Annotated in this window: 18 protein-coding genes; 5 read left to right on the forward strand and 13 right to left on the reverse strand. The window is 62.3% G+C overall.

All coding sequences use genetic code 11. The features are described 5' to 3' along the window. The 6 genes from M6F29_RS06865 to gspG form a co-directional block, all read right to left on the reverse strand. Positions 1 to 301 (reverse strand): type II secretion system protein M (locus tag M6F29_RS06865; RefSeq protein ID WP_298158104.1); only part of this gene is annotated, 301 nt, incomplete at its 3' end. After that, positions 298 to 1494: a type II secretion system protein GspL gene (gspL, locus tag M6F29_RS06870; protein ID WP_298158106.1), complete on the reverse strand. Its 1197-nt coding sequence runs from the start codon at positions 1492 to 1494 to the stop codon at positions 298 to 300. The genes gspL and M6F29_RS06865, both read right to left, overlap by 4 nt. Further along, positions 1446 to 2486, reverse strand: a complete 1041-nt coding sequence (gspK, locus tag M6F29_RS06875; protein ID WP_298158108.1) for a type II secretion system minor pseudopilin GspK — start codon at positions 2484 to 2486, stop codon at positions 1446 to 1448. The genes gspL and gspK overlap by 49 nt, the downstream gene beginning before the upstream one ends. Then, entirely contained in the window at positions 2486 to 3085 is a 600-nt protein-coding gene (locus tag M6F29_RS06880) for a PulJ/GspJ family protein (RefSeq protein WP_298158110.1), read from the reverse strand. Before M6F29_RS06880 ends, gspK begins: the two co-directional genes overlap by 1 nt. 1 nt (position 3086) lies before the next feature. Further along, positions 3087 to 3485 carry a type II secretion system minor pseudopilin GspI gene (gene gspI, locus M6F29_RS06885; RefSeq protein WP_298158113.1) on the reverse strand — a complete coding sequence of 133 codons (399 nt, stop codon included), beginning with the start codon at positions 3483 to 3485 and terminating at the stop codon, positions 3087 to 3089. Next, a complete protein-coding gene (gspG, locus tag M6F29_RS06890) occupies positions 3454 to 3924 on the reverse strand; it encodes a type II secretion system major pseudopilin GspG (RefSeq protein ID WP_521401710.1) in 471 nt (156 codons plus the stop codon). The genes gspI and gspG overlap by 32 nt, the downstream gene beginning before the upstream one ends. Positions 3925 to 4112: 188 nt before the next feature. Here gspG and M6F29_RS06895 point away from each other — a divergent pair, with 188 nt between their 5' ends. Then, positions 4113 to 4559: a hypothetical protein gene (locus M6F29_RS06895; RefSeq protein WP_298158136.1), complete on the forward strand. Its 447-nt coding sequence runs from the start codon at positions 4113 to 4115 to the stop codon at positions 4557 to 4559. After that, complete coding sequence (locus M6F29_RS06900; RefSeq protein WP_298158138.1) at positions 4537 to 5241, forward strand: heparan-alpha-glucosaminide N-acetyltransferase; 705 nt, start codon at positions 4537 to 4539, stop codon at positions 5239 to 5241. Before M6F29_RS06895 ends, M6F29_RS06900 begins: the two co-directional genes overlap by 23 nt. Here the strand turns inward: M6F29_RS06900 and M6F29_RS06905 are convergent. From M6F29_RS06905 to M6F29_RS06935, 7 genes are all read right to left on the reverse strand, one after another. Further along, entirely contained in the window at positions 5226 to 6170 is a 945-nt protein-coding gene (locus tag M6F29_RS06905; RefSeq protein WP_298158140.1) for a DMT family transporter, read from the reverse strand. The genes M6F29_RS06900 and M6F29_RS06905 overlap by 16 nt on opposite strands. Before the next feature lie 33 nt (positions 6171 to 6203). Beyond that, positions 6204 to 6815: a hypothetical protein gene (locus tag M6F29_RS06910; protein WP_298158142.1), complete on the reverse strand. Its 612-nt coding sequence runs from the start codon at positions 6813 to 6815 to the stop codon at positions 6204 to 6206. A 9-nt stretch (positions 6816 to 6824) separates the two neighbouring features. After that, positions 6825 to 7958: an NAD(P)/FAD-dependent oxidoreductase gene (locus M6F29_RS06915; RefSeq protein ID WP_298158144.1), complete on the reverse strand. Its 1134-nt coding sequence runs from the start codon at positions 7956 to 7958 to the stop codon at positions 6825 to 6827. A gap of 66 nt (positions 7959 to 8024) precedes the next feature. Beyond that, complete coding sequence (locus tag M6F29_RS06920) at positions 8025 to 8252, reverse strand: sulfurtransferase TusA family protein (RefSeq protein WP_297477110.1); 228 nt, start codon at positions 8250 to 8252, stop codon at positions 8025 to 8027. Between the two features lie 13 nt (positions 8253 to 8265). Further along, positions 8266 to 8658 carry a DsrE/DsrF/DrsH-like family protein gene (locus M6F29_RS06925; protein ID WP_298158146.1) on the reverse strand — a complete coding sequence of 131 codons (393 nt, stop codon included), beginning with the start codon at positions 8656 to 8658 and terminating at the stop codon, positions 8266 to 8268. Positions 8659 to 8691: 33 nt separating this feature from the next. Continuing rightward, positions 8692 to 10029: a bifunctional tetrahydrofolate synthase/dihydrofolate synthase gene (gene folC / locus M6F29_RS06930; protein ID WP_298158149.1), complete on the reverse strand. Its 1338-nt coding sequence runs from the start codon at positions 10027 to 10029 to the stop codon at positions 8692 to 8694. A gap of 76 nt (positions 10030 to 10105) precedes the next feature. Further along, positions 10106 to 11389, reverse strand: coding sequence for a glycerate kinase type-2 family protein (locus M6F29_RS06935; protein WP_298158151.1), 1284 nt, complete (start codon positions 11387 to 11389; stop codon positions 10106 to 10108). 99 nt (positions 11390 to 11488) lie between these two features. Between M6F29_RS06935 and glyA the strand changes: the two genes are divergently transcribed. The 3 genes from glyA to M6F29_RS06950 are packed head-to-tail and all read left to right on the forward strand — an operon-like array spanning position 11489 to position 14909. Continuing rightward, positions 11489 to 12736 carry a serine hydroxymethyltransferase gene (gene glyA, locus M6F29_RS06940; protein ID WP_297455919.1) on the forward strand — a complete coding sequence of 416 codons (1248 nt, stop codon included), beginning with the start codon at positions 11489 to 11491 and terminating at the stop codon, positions 12734 to 12736. Positions 12737 to 12765: 29 nt separating this feature from the next. Further along, positions 12766 to 13962: an aminotransferase class V-fold PLP-dependent enzyme gene (locus M6F29_RS06945; protein ID WP_297455917.1), complete on the forward strand. Its 1197-nt coding sequence runs from the start codon at positions 12766 to 12768 to the stop codon at positions 13960 to 13962. Next, on the forward strand, positions 13959 to 14909 hold the full coding sequence (locus tag M6F29_RS06950; RefSeq protein WP_298158154.1) for a D-2-hydroxyacid dehydrogenase: 951 nt from the start codon (positions 13959 to 13961) through the stop codon (positions 14907 to 14909). The genes M6F29_RS06945 and M6F29_RS06950 overlap by 4 nt, the downstream gene beginning before the upstream one ends. The last annotated feature ends 106 nt before the right edge of the window (positions 14910 to 15015 follow it).

A 15015-nucleotide genomic window follows, 5' to 3' on the forward strand; every position in this document is an offset into this window, starting at 1 on the left:
CGTTCAAAAGCCGTCCCTGACGCTGCAACACGTCGAGCAAGGCTTGGGGGGGGAGCGCCCGGGGGGGCTGGACGGGTGCGCCCAGCCCCTGCAAAAGTTCCAGATCATGACGCAGCCCCGGCAACGCCTGCTCCAGCCGGGCCACGCCTTCCCAGCCCCGGGTCCACAGGAATTGCAAAACAGCCGCCAGCAATATGCCCGCCAGCACCCCCAGAAGTTGACGTTCCCTTGGCTGGCGAGCGCCCCAGCCTTGCTCCAGGCGGACCCGCAGGATGTCGATGTATTCCCCCGCCGCCCTCACGGCTGTACCTCCTCGAGAAACCAGGTATCCTTCCCCCCACTCTGCCAGCGCAAATGCTGGCGGTTCGCTGCCTCGCCCAACCCAGAGGCCACCATCGTCCCCGCCGGGAAATGCACCTCCAGACGGTGGGCACGATAAACCAATCCCACCGGCACCAAACCCGGCTGCTGCGCCAGTAGGGTCACCAGTTGTCCGGTCAGGCGCGGAAATTCGCCCTGCAACCCGTCCTGCGTGGCAGACCGGGAACGCTGCACCCAGGCATGGACCCATTCAGCGACAGCGCCATGAACGGAATCGGACAAGCCCCGTTGCGCCAGGATCCGCTTTTCCTCCCCCACCAGGTCATGGGCAGACCAGGCCAGTCTGCCCCATTCCAGATACAACCCCATGAAAGCCACCAGAACCGCCGTCCCCACCGCAATCAGGGCGCTCTTCCAGGCCGGCCCCCAGCGCGCCAAACCGCGTGCAGCCCATTCGAACTGACATAAATCGAGAAGGGAAGGAGCCGGGGCTAGCTGCGCCAGGCGCTCCATGAGCGAGACCGGAGACGGATCCAGTCCTTCTTCCCAGGGCAGCGCCCCCATTTCCTCCCGCCGTCCGCGTACGCCGCCTCCTTCCCCTGCGGCCTCTCGCCACCACCGCAGACTTCCTTCTTCCGCGGGGTCCAGTACCGGAAAAACCCACTCCCCCCGACACCCGACCGGTGCCCAATCGTGACTGGAAGACAGGACCAGTCTTCCAGTCCGACCGGAAAATGCCCCATGAATGAAATTCATCCAGGTGCGTTCCATCACCGCCACGACCCGTCTGCCCAAGGCATCCGGGGCTGACGCAAGAGCGCAGTGACACTCCTCCACCGGCCATAACATCTGGGGCTCGAGCAGATTGGGTAGGGCTTCGCGCCACCGTGCCTGGGGAATCCCGGCCAGCAATGACTCCGGCACAAAGAGACGGGTGACCGCCGCCGCAGGCAGAATCCATTCATGAAGGGGGGCCTCCGGCAATTCGTGGGGCAGTGCGCATCCCGAGCGCAGGACCTGCCCCTCGCCCCCCAGCAGACAAAACGGCAGGGGGACCCAACGCCATTCCGTGGAGGGCAGGTTCAAAGGCTTGTGGGGCAGGATCACCCGACAGGTCGTCACGCTCATGCGCCCCCGGTCAAATCCATACCGGGCGCCCAACCCCGGTGCCATTCCAGGACCTGAGTCATCTGCCCCACCCCCTGATGACGTGCCACCAGCGCCTGAAGTCGTTGCACTGCGCCGGGGCGACGCAACTCCTCCAGCACCCAGAAATAATCCGAACCGACCCCCAACTGGCTGACCGGAAAAGACCCCAGGTTGGGCAACAGGGTATTCACCCGCCGTTGCAGGTCGGTCGGATCGCTGAAGACCTGCTGCTGACGGGCCTGCAGCAGGCCGGCCAGGGTTCCGGGATCCACGCCCAACACCGCACCCAGCACGCTGGCCGAAGCCGTGTTGGCATTCACCCGGGTGGGGCGGGGCAAGAGCACGAGGCAGGATTCCAGCCGGGCCAGGGTTGCCGCGTCGGCATCTGGAAACCAGGTACGCAGTTCACCCACGGTACCCAGCGGCAGGGGAGCACCCGCACTCTGATCGGTGACCTGCCGGGCGGGGAAAGGGTCGGGCGTGGAAGCAGGCACGGCGGCGGGCAACGCAGAGGAACGACTGGCCAGTATCTGGGCCGCAATCACGGGGGCGACGGCCGGATCCAGTCCCAGGGACTGCAACAAGCGCTGAAAAACAGCCACGCCATCAGGATCGATGGCCGTGGCGCCGACCCAGCCCGGATCAGCACCCGCGTTCGCAACCGTGACCAGCGACATCAGATTGAAGCGACTCTGGGCATCGAAAATACGCCCGGACAGGCGAATACCCGAGGCGCCGCCGCCCGTCACGCTTTCCAGAGGAATGTCCGTGATGGGCACGGCCCATACCTCACCCGGATGGTCCACTGCCCCGGTGTGCAGCAAATCCTCGCGCAGAATGAGCCGGGCCCAGTCCAGCGCGCCCACTCCCATCTGTTCCGCTTCATCGCGCACGCGCTGGTTATCGAGCAATTTCATCCGCCTCTGTTCGTCCTGCATCATGCCATTGGCCAGCACAGCCACCAGAATGGCCAACAGCAAGGCCATCAATAGTGCCGCACCCCGTTCCCGTTTCATCAATCCTGCCCGGTCAGACAAACCTGACGCAGGGGGGCCGCTGTTCCCCCCAGAAAAATCTCCAGAGCCAGACCGCGCACCCGCACCGACTGCACGCTCAGAGCCGGATCCTGGGTGGCATCGACCCAGCCTTGTCCCCCCAGCCATGCCTGATCCTGCAGGTCCACCCCCCCCGTCACGACCCCGGCGCTCGCCTGCCCCCCCGAATCCCGGGGCAACTCACCCTGCAGTACCGCCTGCCATACGCCATTCAATTCCCCGCGCGTCGTGAGGGCGGAGGATACCGCCCGTCGCACGACTCCCCCTACCAGGGCGTAACTGACCACCCGCACTGCCCCCGCTTCATGCACCATCCAGGCCATCTGCCGGGTGCCCAGATGAACCGGCACGCCCAGAACCCACTGATCGGGAGGGAGCAGCGCATGGCAGTCCCGTTGCCACTGGTTGAACAGGGCCTGAGTGTCCTCCACCGCCAACCCCCGCACGTGCAGGGTGGCCTGGGTGCGCGTCATCGACTCCAGCACGCGCCACGACATGAGCGCCATGATCGACATCAGGAGGGCAGCGATCATCACTTCCACCAAGGTGAACCCACGCATCCTACAACACCTGAGCCGGGCTGAGGGGCACCACGGTACTGACCCGCGCCAGGACCTGTCCGCCCCCTTCCAGAAACACGGTCACTTCCACCAGACGAAAGGAAGGATTGGGAGTTCCTTGCACATTTTCATGGCAATTCAGCATGAAACGCCCTTGCGGACAGGCAAAGTCACTTCCCCCAACGGCAGGCCATTGCCGGCTCAAACGCAACTCGTTCAGGGCATTGGTCGCACTCCATTGCGCCGCCAGACGTTCCGGCACCGCCTCCCCGAGATGGGTCACCCCCCCCAGGGCGCGCATTCCCGCTGCCAGTGCCACGGCCATGACGAACAGGGCCACCAGCACCTCGATCAGGGTAAAACCTCGCTCAGGAGTCCCAGTTGCCGATATCGGCATCATTGCCTTCTCCTCCTGGCTGCCCGTCTGCGCCCAGACTCCAGACATCGATCTCGCCGTGCTGACCGGGATTGGAATAGTGATAGGGGTGCCCCCAGGGGTCCCTGGGCAGGGTGTCCAGGGTCTGCATCCAATTGCTGGGCACCGGTTCCTGCGCGGGTTGTTTGACCAACGCCTGCAACCCCTGCTCGGTCGTGGGATAACGCCCCACATCCAGGCGATACAACTTCAGGGCCTGCACGATGCTGGCAATATCCTGACGGGCCGCCAACCTGCGCGCCTGATCCGGACGATTCATGACCCGGGGCACGATCATCCCGGCCAGAATGGCAATGATGACCATCACCACCATGATTTCGATCAGGGTAAAACCCCGCGCCCGAAGACATCGGGACCCCCTCCTGACCTTTTCTTCACGAAGCACTTCTGTCCCCTTCTTCACGGTATTCCACCTCATCCCTGGCATGCATAAAGGAAGATCGGACCATACATCCAATACACCAATCCCGCAAGTCTGCCGGTCCGCAAACGGATACCGTCAGGGGGGCAGGCACTGAACCAGTTGGCGCCAAACCTGGCGCCGGAAGTTCGGGTCTTGGCATCACAAAAACTTTCAGGTAAGGTGGCCAGATGAAAAAAATGAACTTTGAGCGTTCCCATCCCTTACTGCCGCATGGGGTGGAGGTCGGCGGATGGCTGGTGGTCGTGGCCCTGGTCGGCTATTGGGGAGTGCAACTGGCGCGTCCCTTGCCTCACCTGGCCCCCCGCTCCGGAAGTTTGCCGCCCGAGACCGGCGAACGCCGCTGGGAAACGGTATTTTCTGCGCCGGTGGTCAACCTCCCCATCCATGTATGGGGAATCATCACGTCGACCAGCGGCGGGGTGGCGTTGCTGGCCCCGCAAGGAGAACCGGTTCGCGCCTGGCAAGCAGGCCAGGAAGTGCTGCCCGGCGTGTATCTGGTTCGGGTGGACAAGCGCAGCGTCACGTTGGCCCGGGGCGGGCAGGAAGAGACCCTGACCCTGACCGTTCCGTCGCTCCCCAAAGGAACCGTGTTTGCCCCGCCTCGCCTACATTGACCGGGGACGGGGTCTGGCCATCGTCATGATGGTGCTCTTTCATGGCTGCTATGATGCCACCTACTTCGGCTTTACTCACTTCGACCTGCTGGGGTCGTTCTTCTGGACCACCTGGCGTACCCTGATCGTCACGCTCTTCGTATTCCTTTCCGGGATCAGCCTGGCCCTCAGCGCCCACCGTCCGGCCCACCGGGAACGCCGTCGTCTCTTCCAGCTGGGGCTGGGAGCCCTGCTGGTCAGCGGGGTGACCTATGCACTGTTCGGCGCGCGCTGGATCTATTTCGGCGTTCTGCACTTCTACTGGCTCGCCACCCTCATCAGCCGTCCCCTGCTCGGGTTGCGCGGCAAATTGCTACCCCTGGGGCTGTTGGCGCTGGGGGCAGGACAATGGGGCATAACGGCCATGGACCCACGCTGGCTCAACTGGATCGGGCTCGCCGCCCATAAACCAGCCACCGAGGATTATGCCCCGCTCCTGCCCTGGATAGGGGTCCTGTGGCTGGGCATGTGGATGGGGATCCAGCCCTGGGCATCCCGCCCGCCAAGCACGTCCGCCCCCTGCCCGGCCCCCGATCGGGGGATCCAGTGGATGGGACGCCATGGCCTGATCCTCTACCTCATCCATCAACCCGTACTTTTCACGGCCTTTGAACTGGCCCGACAACTCTATCCGGTTCGTTGACTCCGGATCGCTTCGTCTGCGCCGCCCACCGGCGCAGATCGCCCTGCCCGGCGACCATTCAGCCACCCAATGAAAGCCAGAAAAGCAAGACCGGAACCGATCAGTAAAATCCCGCCCACTTCTGACCGGTGGAAAGACTCCCCCGTCATCCAGCGCGAGGACAGGATCGCCACCACGGGCGTACCCAGCACCGACAGACTGGCCTCCCAGGCGGGAACCCGGTCCAGGATGTAGAGCCATAGCCACCAGCACAGGGCCGTACTGGCCAGGGCCATGAAGGCCAGAATGGCGCCATAGGTCCAGGTCCAGTGCGTCGCCCGCTCTGGAATCAGAACTGCCGCGCCCACCAGGGGGAGGGCCCCCAACGCCATTTGCCAGGCTGTCAGATTGAGCAGGTCCACCTCATGCCGCTGACGCAACCGCTTGACCAGCAAGGTGCCCACCGCCCAGCAAAAGGCCGCCAGCAGCCCCAGGCATTTACTGACCAGGCTGGTATGCATCTCCCAGGGTTCGATGATGAGCAGCAACCCGCCCAGGGTCAGGACAGCCGCCACCCATTGCGCCCCGCGCACCGGTTCGCGCAGCACCAGGCCCGAGAGAAGGAGCGTCCAGACGGGCATGGTAAAGATCAATACGGCCGTTTTTCCGGGGCCGCCGGTCACCAGCGCCCAGGTCTGGAAAAGCATGAAACCGGAAACCTGGATGAGCCCGATGGTCAGAGTTTCCCTGGGGAATTGCCAACGCCAGGGGCGCCCCGTCAGGGGAAGCAGCGCAAGCAGGGCCAGTCCCCCCAGAACGGAACGCTGCGCCGCAAAATGAAGCGGCCCGGCAAAACCCAGCCCCTCCTTGGCGGCCACCCAACTGTAACCCCAGGTGAGTGACAGCACCACCAGGCCCAAAAGCGGACCCCAACCACGAGAATGCCTCAAATACGGTCTCCTATACCCCCACCAGGGAACAGATCATCCCTTGGCGCATTCGGCCCGCATCTGCTCGCTCAAGGTCGTCAAAAATTGCAGGGCCTGCTGGGTTTCCCGTTGAGTCATGAGGTTCCACAACCCGCCCAATCCGCCCCCGGCCGGAGTTTGTTTGACTGTGCTGGCGGCCTCCAGGCCATTGAGCAAGCCGACCACCCGGTCCAGTTTATCGAGCAGCGCAGGCAGGCTCTGGAGGATTTTTTCCAGTGCGCCGGTGGCTTCCAGACGCTCCAGCAGTTGCAGCAGTCGCCCACCGCCACCGCGATTGAACCGGTCGAGCAGGGACAGCCCCTCCCCCACCGTTTCCGCCAGCCGTCCCACCATTTCATCGGTCAGGGCATCCTGAAATGACTGGTAGACCCGTGCCAACTGACGCATCCTGTCCAGATCCCCGTTATCGACCATGTCGGCAAGAACCGGAATGGCCTGGGCCAGACCGGAGCGCTGGACCCGATCCATCAGGTCCATCCCCTCGCTACAAAACCCCGCAAGACGACTGACCACGTCGTCGCTCAGCGCATCCCGGGCCGCAGTCACCAGATGTTCTGCCTCTGCGGACGAAAAATCGGTTGATTCCTTGAGTTCCGTCATCATCATCCCCTCCGCTCAAAGCAAGCCACGGGCAGAAACCCAGTAGAGTTTGTTGTAGGCCATCTTGAACCAGTGCACTGCCTTGGTGGGGGGCTGGGGCGAAGGAGGAGTCTGGTAGTTGAACATGGCATAGGTCGCACGATCCTTGCCCGTCTCGATGAAACAGAAGACCTTGCCGTCATATTCCCGCACCGGCGCGCCCAACTTGATCAGGGCGGCAATATTCTCTCCCAGGGTATCCGCCTGAAAATGAGCCGTGGAACCAGCCTTGCTGATGGGAATATTGGTAGTGTCCCCCAGCACGAAAACGTTCTCGCGTCCTTCCATGTTGAGTTTGCCCCGGTGGGTAGGGACCCAGCCATTCTTCCCCAGATTGTTCCTTTCCAGGACTTCCATGCCGCGATGGGCGGGGATGGTGATCAGCAGGTCATAGGGAACTTCGGTCCCTTCCTCGCTCAGCAGCACTTTTTTCTCGCCGTCCACTTCCTTCATGTTAAAAAAGGTTTCGTACGTGATGCCCAGCCGGTCCATTTCCGGCGCGGCCCATTTGGCCACGTTTTCAAGGGTATGTACGCGATTGATGGGGTAGGTGTAATGCAGTTGGACCTTGTCGAGGAGCCCCCGGTCCTTGAAGTAATCGTGCAGCATGAAGGTGATTTCGAGCGGGGCCATGGGACACTTGTGGGGAACCCCCACGGCAATCACCACCTTTCCCCCCTCAAAGGACTGCAGGCGCTTGAACATCTTGAGTGCCGAGGCTTCCGTGTAAAAGGTTTCGGCATGCTCGGCCAGACCCGGAATTTCTTCCGGATACATGCGCGAACCGGTGGCAATCACCAGAATGTCGTAAGCATGGACTCGCCCGCTGCGCGTTTTGACGTGCTGGTCATCGAGGTGAAACTCTTCCACCGGATCCACATGAAAACGGATGGTCGATTCCAGCAGGCTGGCCTGATCCCGGTACAACTCATCGGGGGTCATGCGTCCCACAGCCAGATACAGCAGACCCGGCTGGTACATGTGCTTGTCCGAAGCCGACAGCATCGTGATTTCCGCCTTGCCCGCCTTCAGTTCCGGAACCAGACGACGCGCCAGATTGTTTGCCAGGATCGTCCCACCCATTCCGCCACCCACAATCAGAATCTTCATGCCCCCTCCCGCTTCAAAGTATGTTGGAAACCCTGCGCCCCGAAAAACCCGGTGGAATGCGCCTGCCTATTTCGTCTTGCGCACCACGATATGCCAGACACCCTCGTTTTCCGTCGTGGAGACATAGTCATGTCCCACCCGGCGCACCCACTCGGGAATGTCATTGGCCGACCCCCTGTCCGTGGACAATACTTCCAGTTCATCCCCGATCTGACTGTGCTTCAGGGCCGCAATCAGTTCCATCAGCGGCCCCGGACAAAAACTCCCCTTGCCATCCACGATTTTTCTTTCCATCAGTGATTCTCCCTCAAAAAGTCCAGACCTGCCCGTCCTGAACCTCGGTCAGCAATCTGGTCAATCCGGTGGCTTCCCCCAGATAGTCCTCCAGTTGCCCGGAACCGATGTCCAGCACATCCATGGCCATGGAACAGGGATAAAGACGGGCTCCCCCCAACTCGATGGCCTGTTCAAACAACGTCTTGAATTCCGGGACGTTCCGGGCTTTCATCAAATCGCCCATGGGTCCCTCGTGCGGGGCCTCTGCCGTTGCCCCCTTGATAAAATGGGGCAAGGCATTCATGGACAGAAAGACCAGGACTTCCTGACCGCTCACCGCCGCCACCGAAGCCAGCATGGCCGCCGCTTGCAAGCGTTCCAGGGTCCCCGAGATCACCACGACACAGATTTTCCGACCCACCATTTTTTTCTCCTCGATTCGCGTTTTCCCCTCCCTTCAGGGAGAATTTTCCTTCATTTCCGGGCCCCTCTCCTGCAAAGCCAGGATTCTGCCCACCGTCACGAAGGACCCGCACACCACCACCCGATCTTCCGCCGCAGCTGCGGCGCAGGCCACGCCATAGGCCTGCTCGGGAGACGGATGCCACTGCACGGACCCCCGTATCCCCCGCAGCGCCGGTTCCATCTCCGCCCGACAAGCCCCGCGCGCTTCATGGAGGTCGGCCAGATACCAGTCATCCACCACGGAATCCAGGGCCTGGACCACCCCCGCCTGATCCTTGTCACGCAGCATGCCCAGAACCAGACGCGTCCGCCCGGCGCAGGTCGCCTTTTCCAGATTATGCGCCAGTTCCTGAGCAGCTTGTGGATTATGCGCCACATCCAGAATCACCTGGGGCGAAAGGCGCAAGGTCTGGAAACGCCCCGGCAGCACCGCGCCCGAAATCCCGCGCCGGCCCTGCTCCGGCGTCACCCGCACCGGCAGGCGTTGCAGCGCTGCCAGCGCCAGGGCGGCATTGCGGTATTGGAAGTCTCCGCGCAGGGAAGGTGCCGGCAGGTCAGACCAGGTCTGGTGGGGCAAATACAGGGTCCACCCCCCTTGCGCCTGTCTTTCCACCGTAAAATCCCGTCCCCACAGCCAGAGCGGAGTCTCCAATGCAACTGCGTGCTCCAACACACTGCGCGGAGGGTCCGGATCAGCGCAGAGCGCAGGGACCCGGGCACGAAAAATCCCCGCCTTTTCTGCGCCGATCGCCTCCCGGGTGGCGCCCAGCCACGTTTCATGGTCCATGGCGATCCCGGTCAGCAGAGATACGGCAGGCTCGAACAGATTGACCGCGTCCAGGCGCCCACCCAACCCCACCTCCAGCACCGCCACATCCACCTGCGCCCGCTGAAAAATATCCACTGCCGCCAGCGTACCGAATTCAAAGGGCGTCAGACTGATCTCCTGGCGGGCAGCTTCGATCCGGGCGAAAGCGGCACAGAGCCGGGCATCGGAGGCCGGGGTCCCGTCCACGACCACCCGCTCGTTGTAGCGCACCAGATGAGGGGAGGTGTAGGTTCCCACCCGATAGCCCGCCGCCTTCAGGATCGATGTCAGATAAGCGCAGGTGGACCCCTTGCCGTTGGTGCCCGCCACCATCAGAATCGGGTAGGAAGGGAAGAGGCGAAGCCGGTCGCGCACCTGACCGACCCGTTCCAGCCCCAGATCCATGGCATGGGGATGGATACGATCCAGGTAAGCCAGCCAGGCGGGCAGGGTCGCGGGCGGGGCGTTTTCCTCGCAACCCGCGAATTCCCGTTGCACCCTGCCGATATCCGATGAAACCATTCGTCACCCATCGCAAAATGAAACGGGGAATTATCGCCTGCTTCCCTCCCTCAGGGAACCCCCATCCCCCGAAATCTCAACGAATGAGAAGCGCGCGGAAATCGTTGACATTGGTGAGGGTGGGCCCTGTGATCACCAGGTCACCCAACGCCGAAAAAAAACCGTAGCCGTCATTGTCGGCCAGATGATCGGCCACCTTCAGTCCCAGATGTTCCGCGCGCGCCCAGGTATCCGGGAGCACCACGGCCCCGGCGTTATCCTCGGTCCCATCGATGCCGTCCGTATCGCCTGCCAGCGCAAATACCCCCGGTTCGCCCCGCAGAGCCAGGGTCAATGCCAGCAGAAACTCGACGTTTCGCCCTCCCCGCCCTTTACCCCGTACCGTCACCGTGGTCTCCCCTCCCGACAGCAGGACGCAGGGGCGTGCTGCCGGCTGGCCATGCCGCTTCACCTGATGGGCAATGCCCGCCATGACCTTCGCCACTTCACGCGCCTCCCCCTCGATGCTGTCGCCCAGAATCACCGGGGTGACCCCGGCTGCCCGCGCGACGGCCGCAGCCGCCTCTAGGGAATGCTGGGGGGTCGCGATGAGATGGGTCAAAGTCCGCGCCAGGCGGAGATCGCCCGGCTTTGGCGTTTCTTCCCGGGCGGCACAGAGATGGGCGTAAGCCCGTGCCTGATCCTGCAATCCGTATTTCTCCACAATCGCACGCGCCTCGGCAAAGGTGGTGGGATCCGCCACCGTGGGGCCGGAGGCAATCACGGTAGGGTCGTCGCCGGGCACATCGGAAATCAGCAGGGTGACCACCTGGGCCGGATAACAGGCCAGGGCCAGACGTCCGCCCTTGAGACTCGAAAGATGCTTGCGCACACAATTCATTTCGGTAATGGTGGCGCCGCTTCTGAGCAAACTCCGGTTCATGGTCTGCTTGTCCGCCAGGGTCAATCCCGGTGCCGGTGCCGCCAGCAGGGCAGAGCCTCCCCCGGAGATCAGGCAGATCACCAGATCATCCGCCGTCAATCCCTGAACGGCTTCGAGAATCCGTTGGCTGGCCCGTTGTCCCGCCTCGTCCGGCACCGGATGGGCGGCTTCGAGCACCTCGATGAAACGGGTGGGAACCTTGTGACCGTAACGCGTCACCACCACGCCCCCCAGGGCACCCGTCCAATGCTGTTCCAGCGCCTGGGCCATGGCCCCCGCCGCCTTGCCGGCACCCACCACCACCGTGCGCCCGCGTGGAACGGCTGGCAGAAAGGAAGGAAGTACCCGATGAGGGTCCGCAGCGGTCACGGCGGATTCAAAAAGGGAACGCAGGAACACGCGCTCGTTTGCGAAGGAGGGGGTGGTATTATTTTTCATAACAGGCGTTATAAATTTTCACAGAAGGGTCGAAAGTCGCTAGAATAGAGGCTTCATGCTCAAAATGATAGTCATTGTTACCCCCTTGGAGGATTTGTCGTGTTTGATTCCAGAAAGTTGCTTGCCGATACGGACCCCGAATTATGGGAGGCCATCCAGAAAGAGTATCGCCGGCAGGAAGACCATATCGAGTTGATTGCCTCGGAAAACTATGCCAGTCCTGCCGTCCTGCAGGCGCAGGGTTCCGTTCTGACCAACAAATATGCGGAGGGATATCCTGGCAAGCGTTACTATGGCGGCTGCGAATTTGTCGATCTGGCCGAACAACTGGCCATCGATCGCGTCAAGCAACTCTTTGGCGCTGAATACGCCAACGTCCAGCCCCATTCCGGCTCCCAGGCCAATGCCGCCGTGTACATGGCCATGCTCCAGCCGGGCGACACGATCCTCGGGATGTCCCTGGCCCATGGGGGACACCTGACCCATGGCGCCACCGTCAATTTCAGCGGCAAGCTCTACAAGTCGGTGAGTTACGGTCTTCATCCCGACACGGAGCGGATCGATTACGACGAAGTGGAACGCCTGGCCCAGGAACATAAACCCAAGATGATCGTGGCGGGCGCCTCGGCCTATTCCATGGTCATCGACTGGGCCCGTTTTCGTGCCATTGCCGATGCCGTGGGAGCCTATCTCATGGTCGACATGGCCCACTATGCCGGTCTCATCGCAGCGGGTGAATACCCCAGTCCCGTCGGGATTGCCCATTTCGTCACCTCCACCACCCACAAGACCCTGCGCGGCCCGCGGGGGGGGATCATCCTGTCCTCTGCCGAGTTTGAAAAACCGATCAACTCGATGATCTTCCCGGGAATTCAGGGAGGCCCCCTGATGCATGTCATCGCAGCCAAGGCCACCGCCTTCAGCGAAGCACTCAAACCCGAGTTCAAGTCCTACCAGAAGCGCGTCAAGGCCAATGCGCAAGCCATGGCGGAGACCTTCATCGAGCGTGGCCTGCGCATCGTTTCCGGCGGCACGGAAAGCCATCTCTTCCTGATGGACCTGCGTGCCCGCCAGATCACGGGCAAAGCCGCCGAGGCACTGCTGGGACGGGCCCATATCACGGTCAACAAGAATGCCATTCCCAATGATCCGGAAAAACCCTTCGTCACCTCCGGAATCAGAATCGGTTCACCGGCCCTGACCACCCGGGGTTTCGGCCACAACGAGGCACGCAAGGTCTCCCACCTGATCAGCGACCTGCTCGAGGCTCCAGAGGATGACAGCGTCCTGCAACGCGTACTCGCGGAAGTGGGCACACTCTGTCAGCGTCACCCCGTCTATCGCTAATCGCTCAGACATTCGTTTCAGGAGTCATCATGGCAGGTCATAATTTTCTTTTCGTTCCGGGCCCCTCCAACGTCCCCAACCGCGTTCTGCGCGCCATGGCGGTCCCCATGGAGGACCATCGCTCGGTCAAGTTCCCCGCCCTGACCCAGGAGATCCTGGCTGGTTTGAAAAGGGTCTTCAAGACGGAATCCGCCGCGCCCATCGTCTTCCCTTCCTCCGGGACGGGATGCTGGGAAGCAGCGCTGACCAACTGTCTGAACCCCGGGGACCAGATTCTGGCTTCCCGCTTCGGACAATTCAGTCACCTCTGGTGCGACATGGGAAGACGCCTGGGTTTCAACATGAACATCCTCGAGGTGGAATGGGGTGAAGGCGCTCCGGTCGAAGGGTACCGAAGCGCATTGGAGGCCGATGCAGGGCATCAGATCAAGGCGGTACTGGTTTGCCAGAATGAAACCGCCACCGGCGTGACCAGCGATGTTGCAGCCATCCGTCGGGTGATGGACGATTTGGGTCACCCTGCCCTGCTCTTTGTGGATTCGGTCAGTGGTCTGGGCAGTATCGACTTTCGCATGGATGAATGGAAGGTCGATGTCTGTGTCGCCGGTTCCCAGAAGGGTCTGATGTTGCCGGCCGGCATGGGAATCACCTGCGTCAGCCAGAAAGCCCTGCAAGCCGCCCAGAATAGCCGTCATCCCCGTTGTTACTTTGATTACCTCGACATGGTCAGGAGCAATGGCACCGGCTACTTCCCGTACACGCCCTCCATTCCCATGCTCTACGGTCTGCGTGAATCCCTGGTCATGCTGGAAGAAGAAGGACTCGAAAACGTCTTCGCCCGGCACCATTACCTGGCCGAAGGAGTCCGTGCCGCCGTCACCCAGGGCTGGAAATTATCCCTCTGTGCCAAGGCGCCCCACTGGTACTCCGACTCGGTTTCAGCCATCGTGGTTCCTGCCGGGTTCAATGCTGCCGAAGTCATCGAGCGGGCCTTCCGCCGTTACAATCTGGCACTGGGCGCCGGGCTTTCGAAAGTGGCGGGCAAGGTTTTCCGTATCGGGCATCTGGGCGACCTCAACGAGGTGATGCTGATGGGCGCCATCGCGGGTGCTGAACTGGCCATGCTGGACTGTGGCATTCCCGTCACCCCCGGAAGCGGGGTAGCCGCCGCCACCCGGTTCTGGCACGCCCATGAGGCCCCGGTTGGCCTGGGAGCAGGTGCATGAGCAAACGCGTGGTCTTTCTGGACCGCGCCTCCCTCAAGGCGCAGGTCCGTACCCCGGATTTCTCCGACGATTATGTCGAATATGACCAGACCGCCCCCGCACAGGTGGTGGAACGCCTGCGCGGCGCCCAGGTGGCCATCACCAACAAGGTGGCGTTACGCGCCGAGGTCCTGAACCAACTCCCCGATCTCGAAATGATCGCCGTGGCGGCCACGGGGTACGATGTAGTGGACATTCCCGCCTGTCAGGCTCGCGGCATTCGGGTCGCCAACATCCGCAATTATGCCGTCCACACGGTGCCGGAACATGCCTTCGCCCTGATTCTGGCCCTGCGCCGCAATCTGCTGGCCTATCGCCAGGACGTGGAAAACGGGGTCTGGCAGGCCTCCCCCCAATTCTGTTTCTTCGATCACCCCATCGGTGACCTGTTTGGGTCCACCCTGGGCATCATCGGCGAAGGGGTTCTGGGTCAGGGAACGGCGCGGATTGCCACGGGGTTTGGCATGAAGGTCCTGTTCGCCGGCCATGCCGGCCCCAGGCATGAGGGAATCAGTTACACCCCCCTGGAAGAGGTCCTCGAACAGGCCGACGTTCTCTCCCTGCATTGTCCGCTCACGGCCAATACGCGCAACCTCATCGGCGAAAAGGAACTGCGCCGCATGAAACCCACAGCGCTCCTCATCAATACCGCCCGGGGCGGTCTGGTGGATGAGGCCGCATTGATCCGTGCACTGGATGAAGGGTGGATCGGGGGGGCGGGGTTCGATGTCCTGACCACCGAACCTCCCACCCAGGGTCATCCACTGCTCGACGTACGCCGTCCCAACTTCATCCTGACCCCCCACGTCGCCTGGGCCTCCGATGGCGCCATGCAATTCCTGGCGGATCAACTGATCGACAACATCGAAGCCTGGCAGCGCGGGACCCCCCAAAACCTGGTGGTCTGAAACCGGCCACGGCGGGGATATCCGGCGCCTCGCCCGCCCCTGGCCGGGGAGGGCGAGAGTCGTCTTTTTGACCATCTCCATGTTATCATCGCGAAATTATTAACAG

It is taken from the genome of Ferrovum sp., from assembly GCF_027317285.1.
Lineage (GTDB): Bacteria > Pseudomonadota > Gammaproteobacteria > Burkholderiales > Ferrovaceae > Ferrovum.

Excerpts from the sequence above, each read along its gene's own strand:
- M6F29_RS06945 (WP_297455917.1), top strand. The coding sequence starts at position 12,766 with ATGGCAGGTCATAATTTTCTTTTCGTTCCGGGCCCCTCCAACGTCCCC.
- gspL (WP_298158106.1), bottom strand. The coding sequence starts at position 1,494 with ATGGCACCGGGGTTGGGCGCCCGGTATGGATTTGACCGGGGGCGCATG.
- M6F29_RS06950 (WP_298158154.1), top strand. The coding sequence starts at position 13,959 with ATGAGCAAACGCGTGGTCTTTCTGGACCGCGCCTCCCTCAAGGCGCAG.
- M6F29_RS06910 (WP_298158142.1), bottom strand. The coding sequence starts at position 6,815 with ATGATGATGACGGAACTCAAGGAATCAACCGATTTTTCGTCCGCAGAG.
- M6F29_RS06880 (WP_298158110.1), bottom strand. The coding sequence starts at position 3,085 with ATGCGTGGGTTCACCTTGGTGGAAGTGATGATCGCTGCCCTCCTGATG.
- M6F29_RS06895 (WP_298158136.1), top strand. The coding sequence starts at position 4,113 with ATGAAAAAAATGAACTTTGAGCGTTCCCATCCCTTACTGCCGCATGGG.
- M6F29_RS06915 (WP_298158144.1), bottom strand. The coding sequence starts at position 7,958 with ATGAAGATTCTGATTGTGGGTGGCGGAATGGGTGGGACGATCCTGGCA.
- gspK (WP_298158108.1), bottom strand. The coding sequence starts at position 2,486 with ATGAAACGGGAACGGGGTGCGGCACTATTGATGGCCTTGCTGTTGGCC.
- M6F29_RS06935 (WP_298158151.1), bottom strand. The coding sequence starts at position 11,389 with ATGAAAAATAATACCACCCCCTCCTTCGCAAACGAGCGCGTGTTCCTG.
- M6F29_RS06925 (WP_298158146.1), bottom strand. The coding sequence starts at position 8,658 with ATGGTGGGTCGGAAAATCTGTGTCGTGGTGATCTCGGGGACCCTGGAA.
- M6F29_RS06920 (WP_297477110.1), bottom strand. The coding sequence starts at position 8,252 with ATGGAAAGAAAAATCGTGGATGGCAAGGGGAGTTTTTGTCCGGGGCCG.
- gspI (WP_298158113.1), bottom strand. The coding sequence starts at position 3,485 with ATGATGCCGATATCGGCAACTGGGACTCCTGAGCGAGGTTTTACCCTG.
- folC (WP_298158149.1), bottom strand. The coding sequence starts at position 10,029 with ATGGTTTCATCGGATATCGGCAGGGTGCAACGGGAATTCGCGGGTTGC.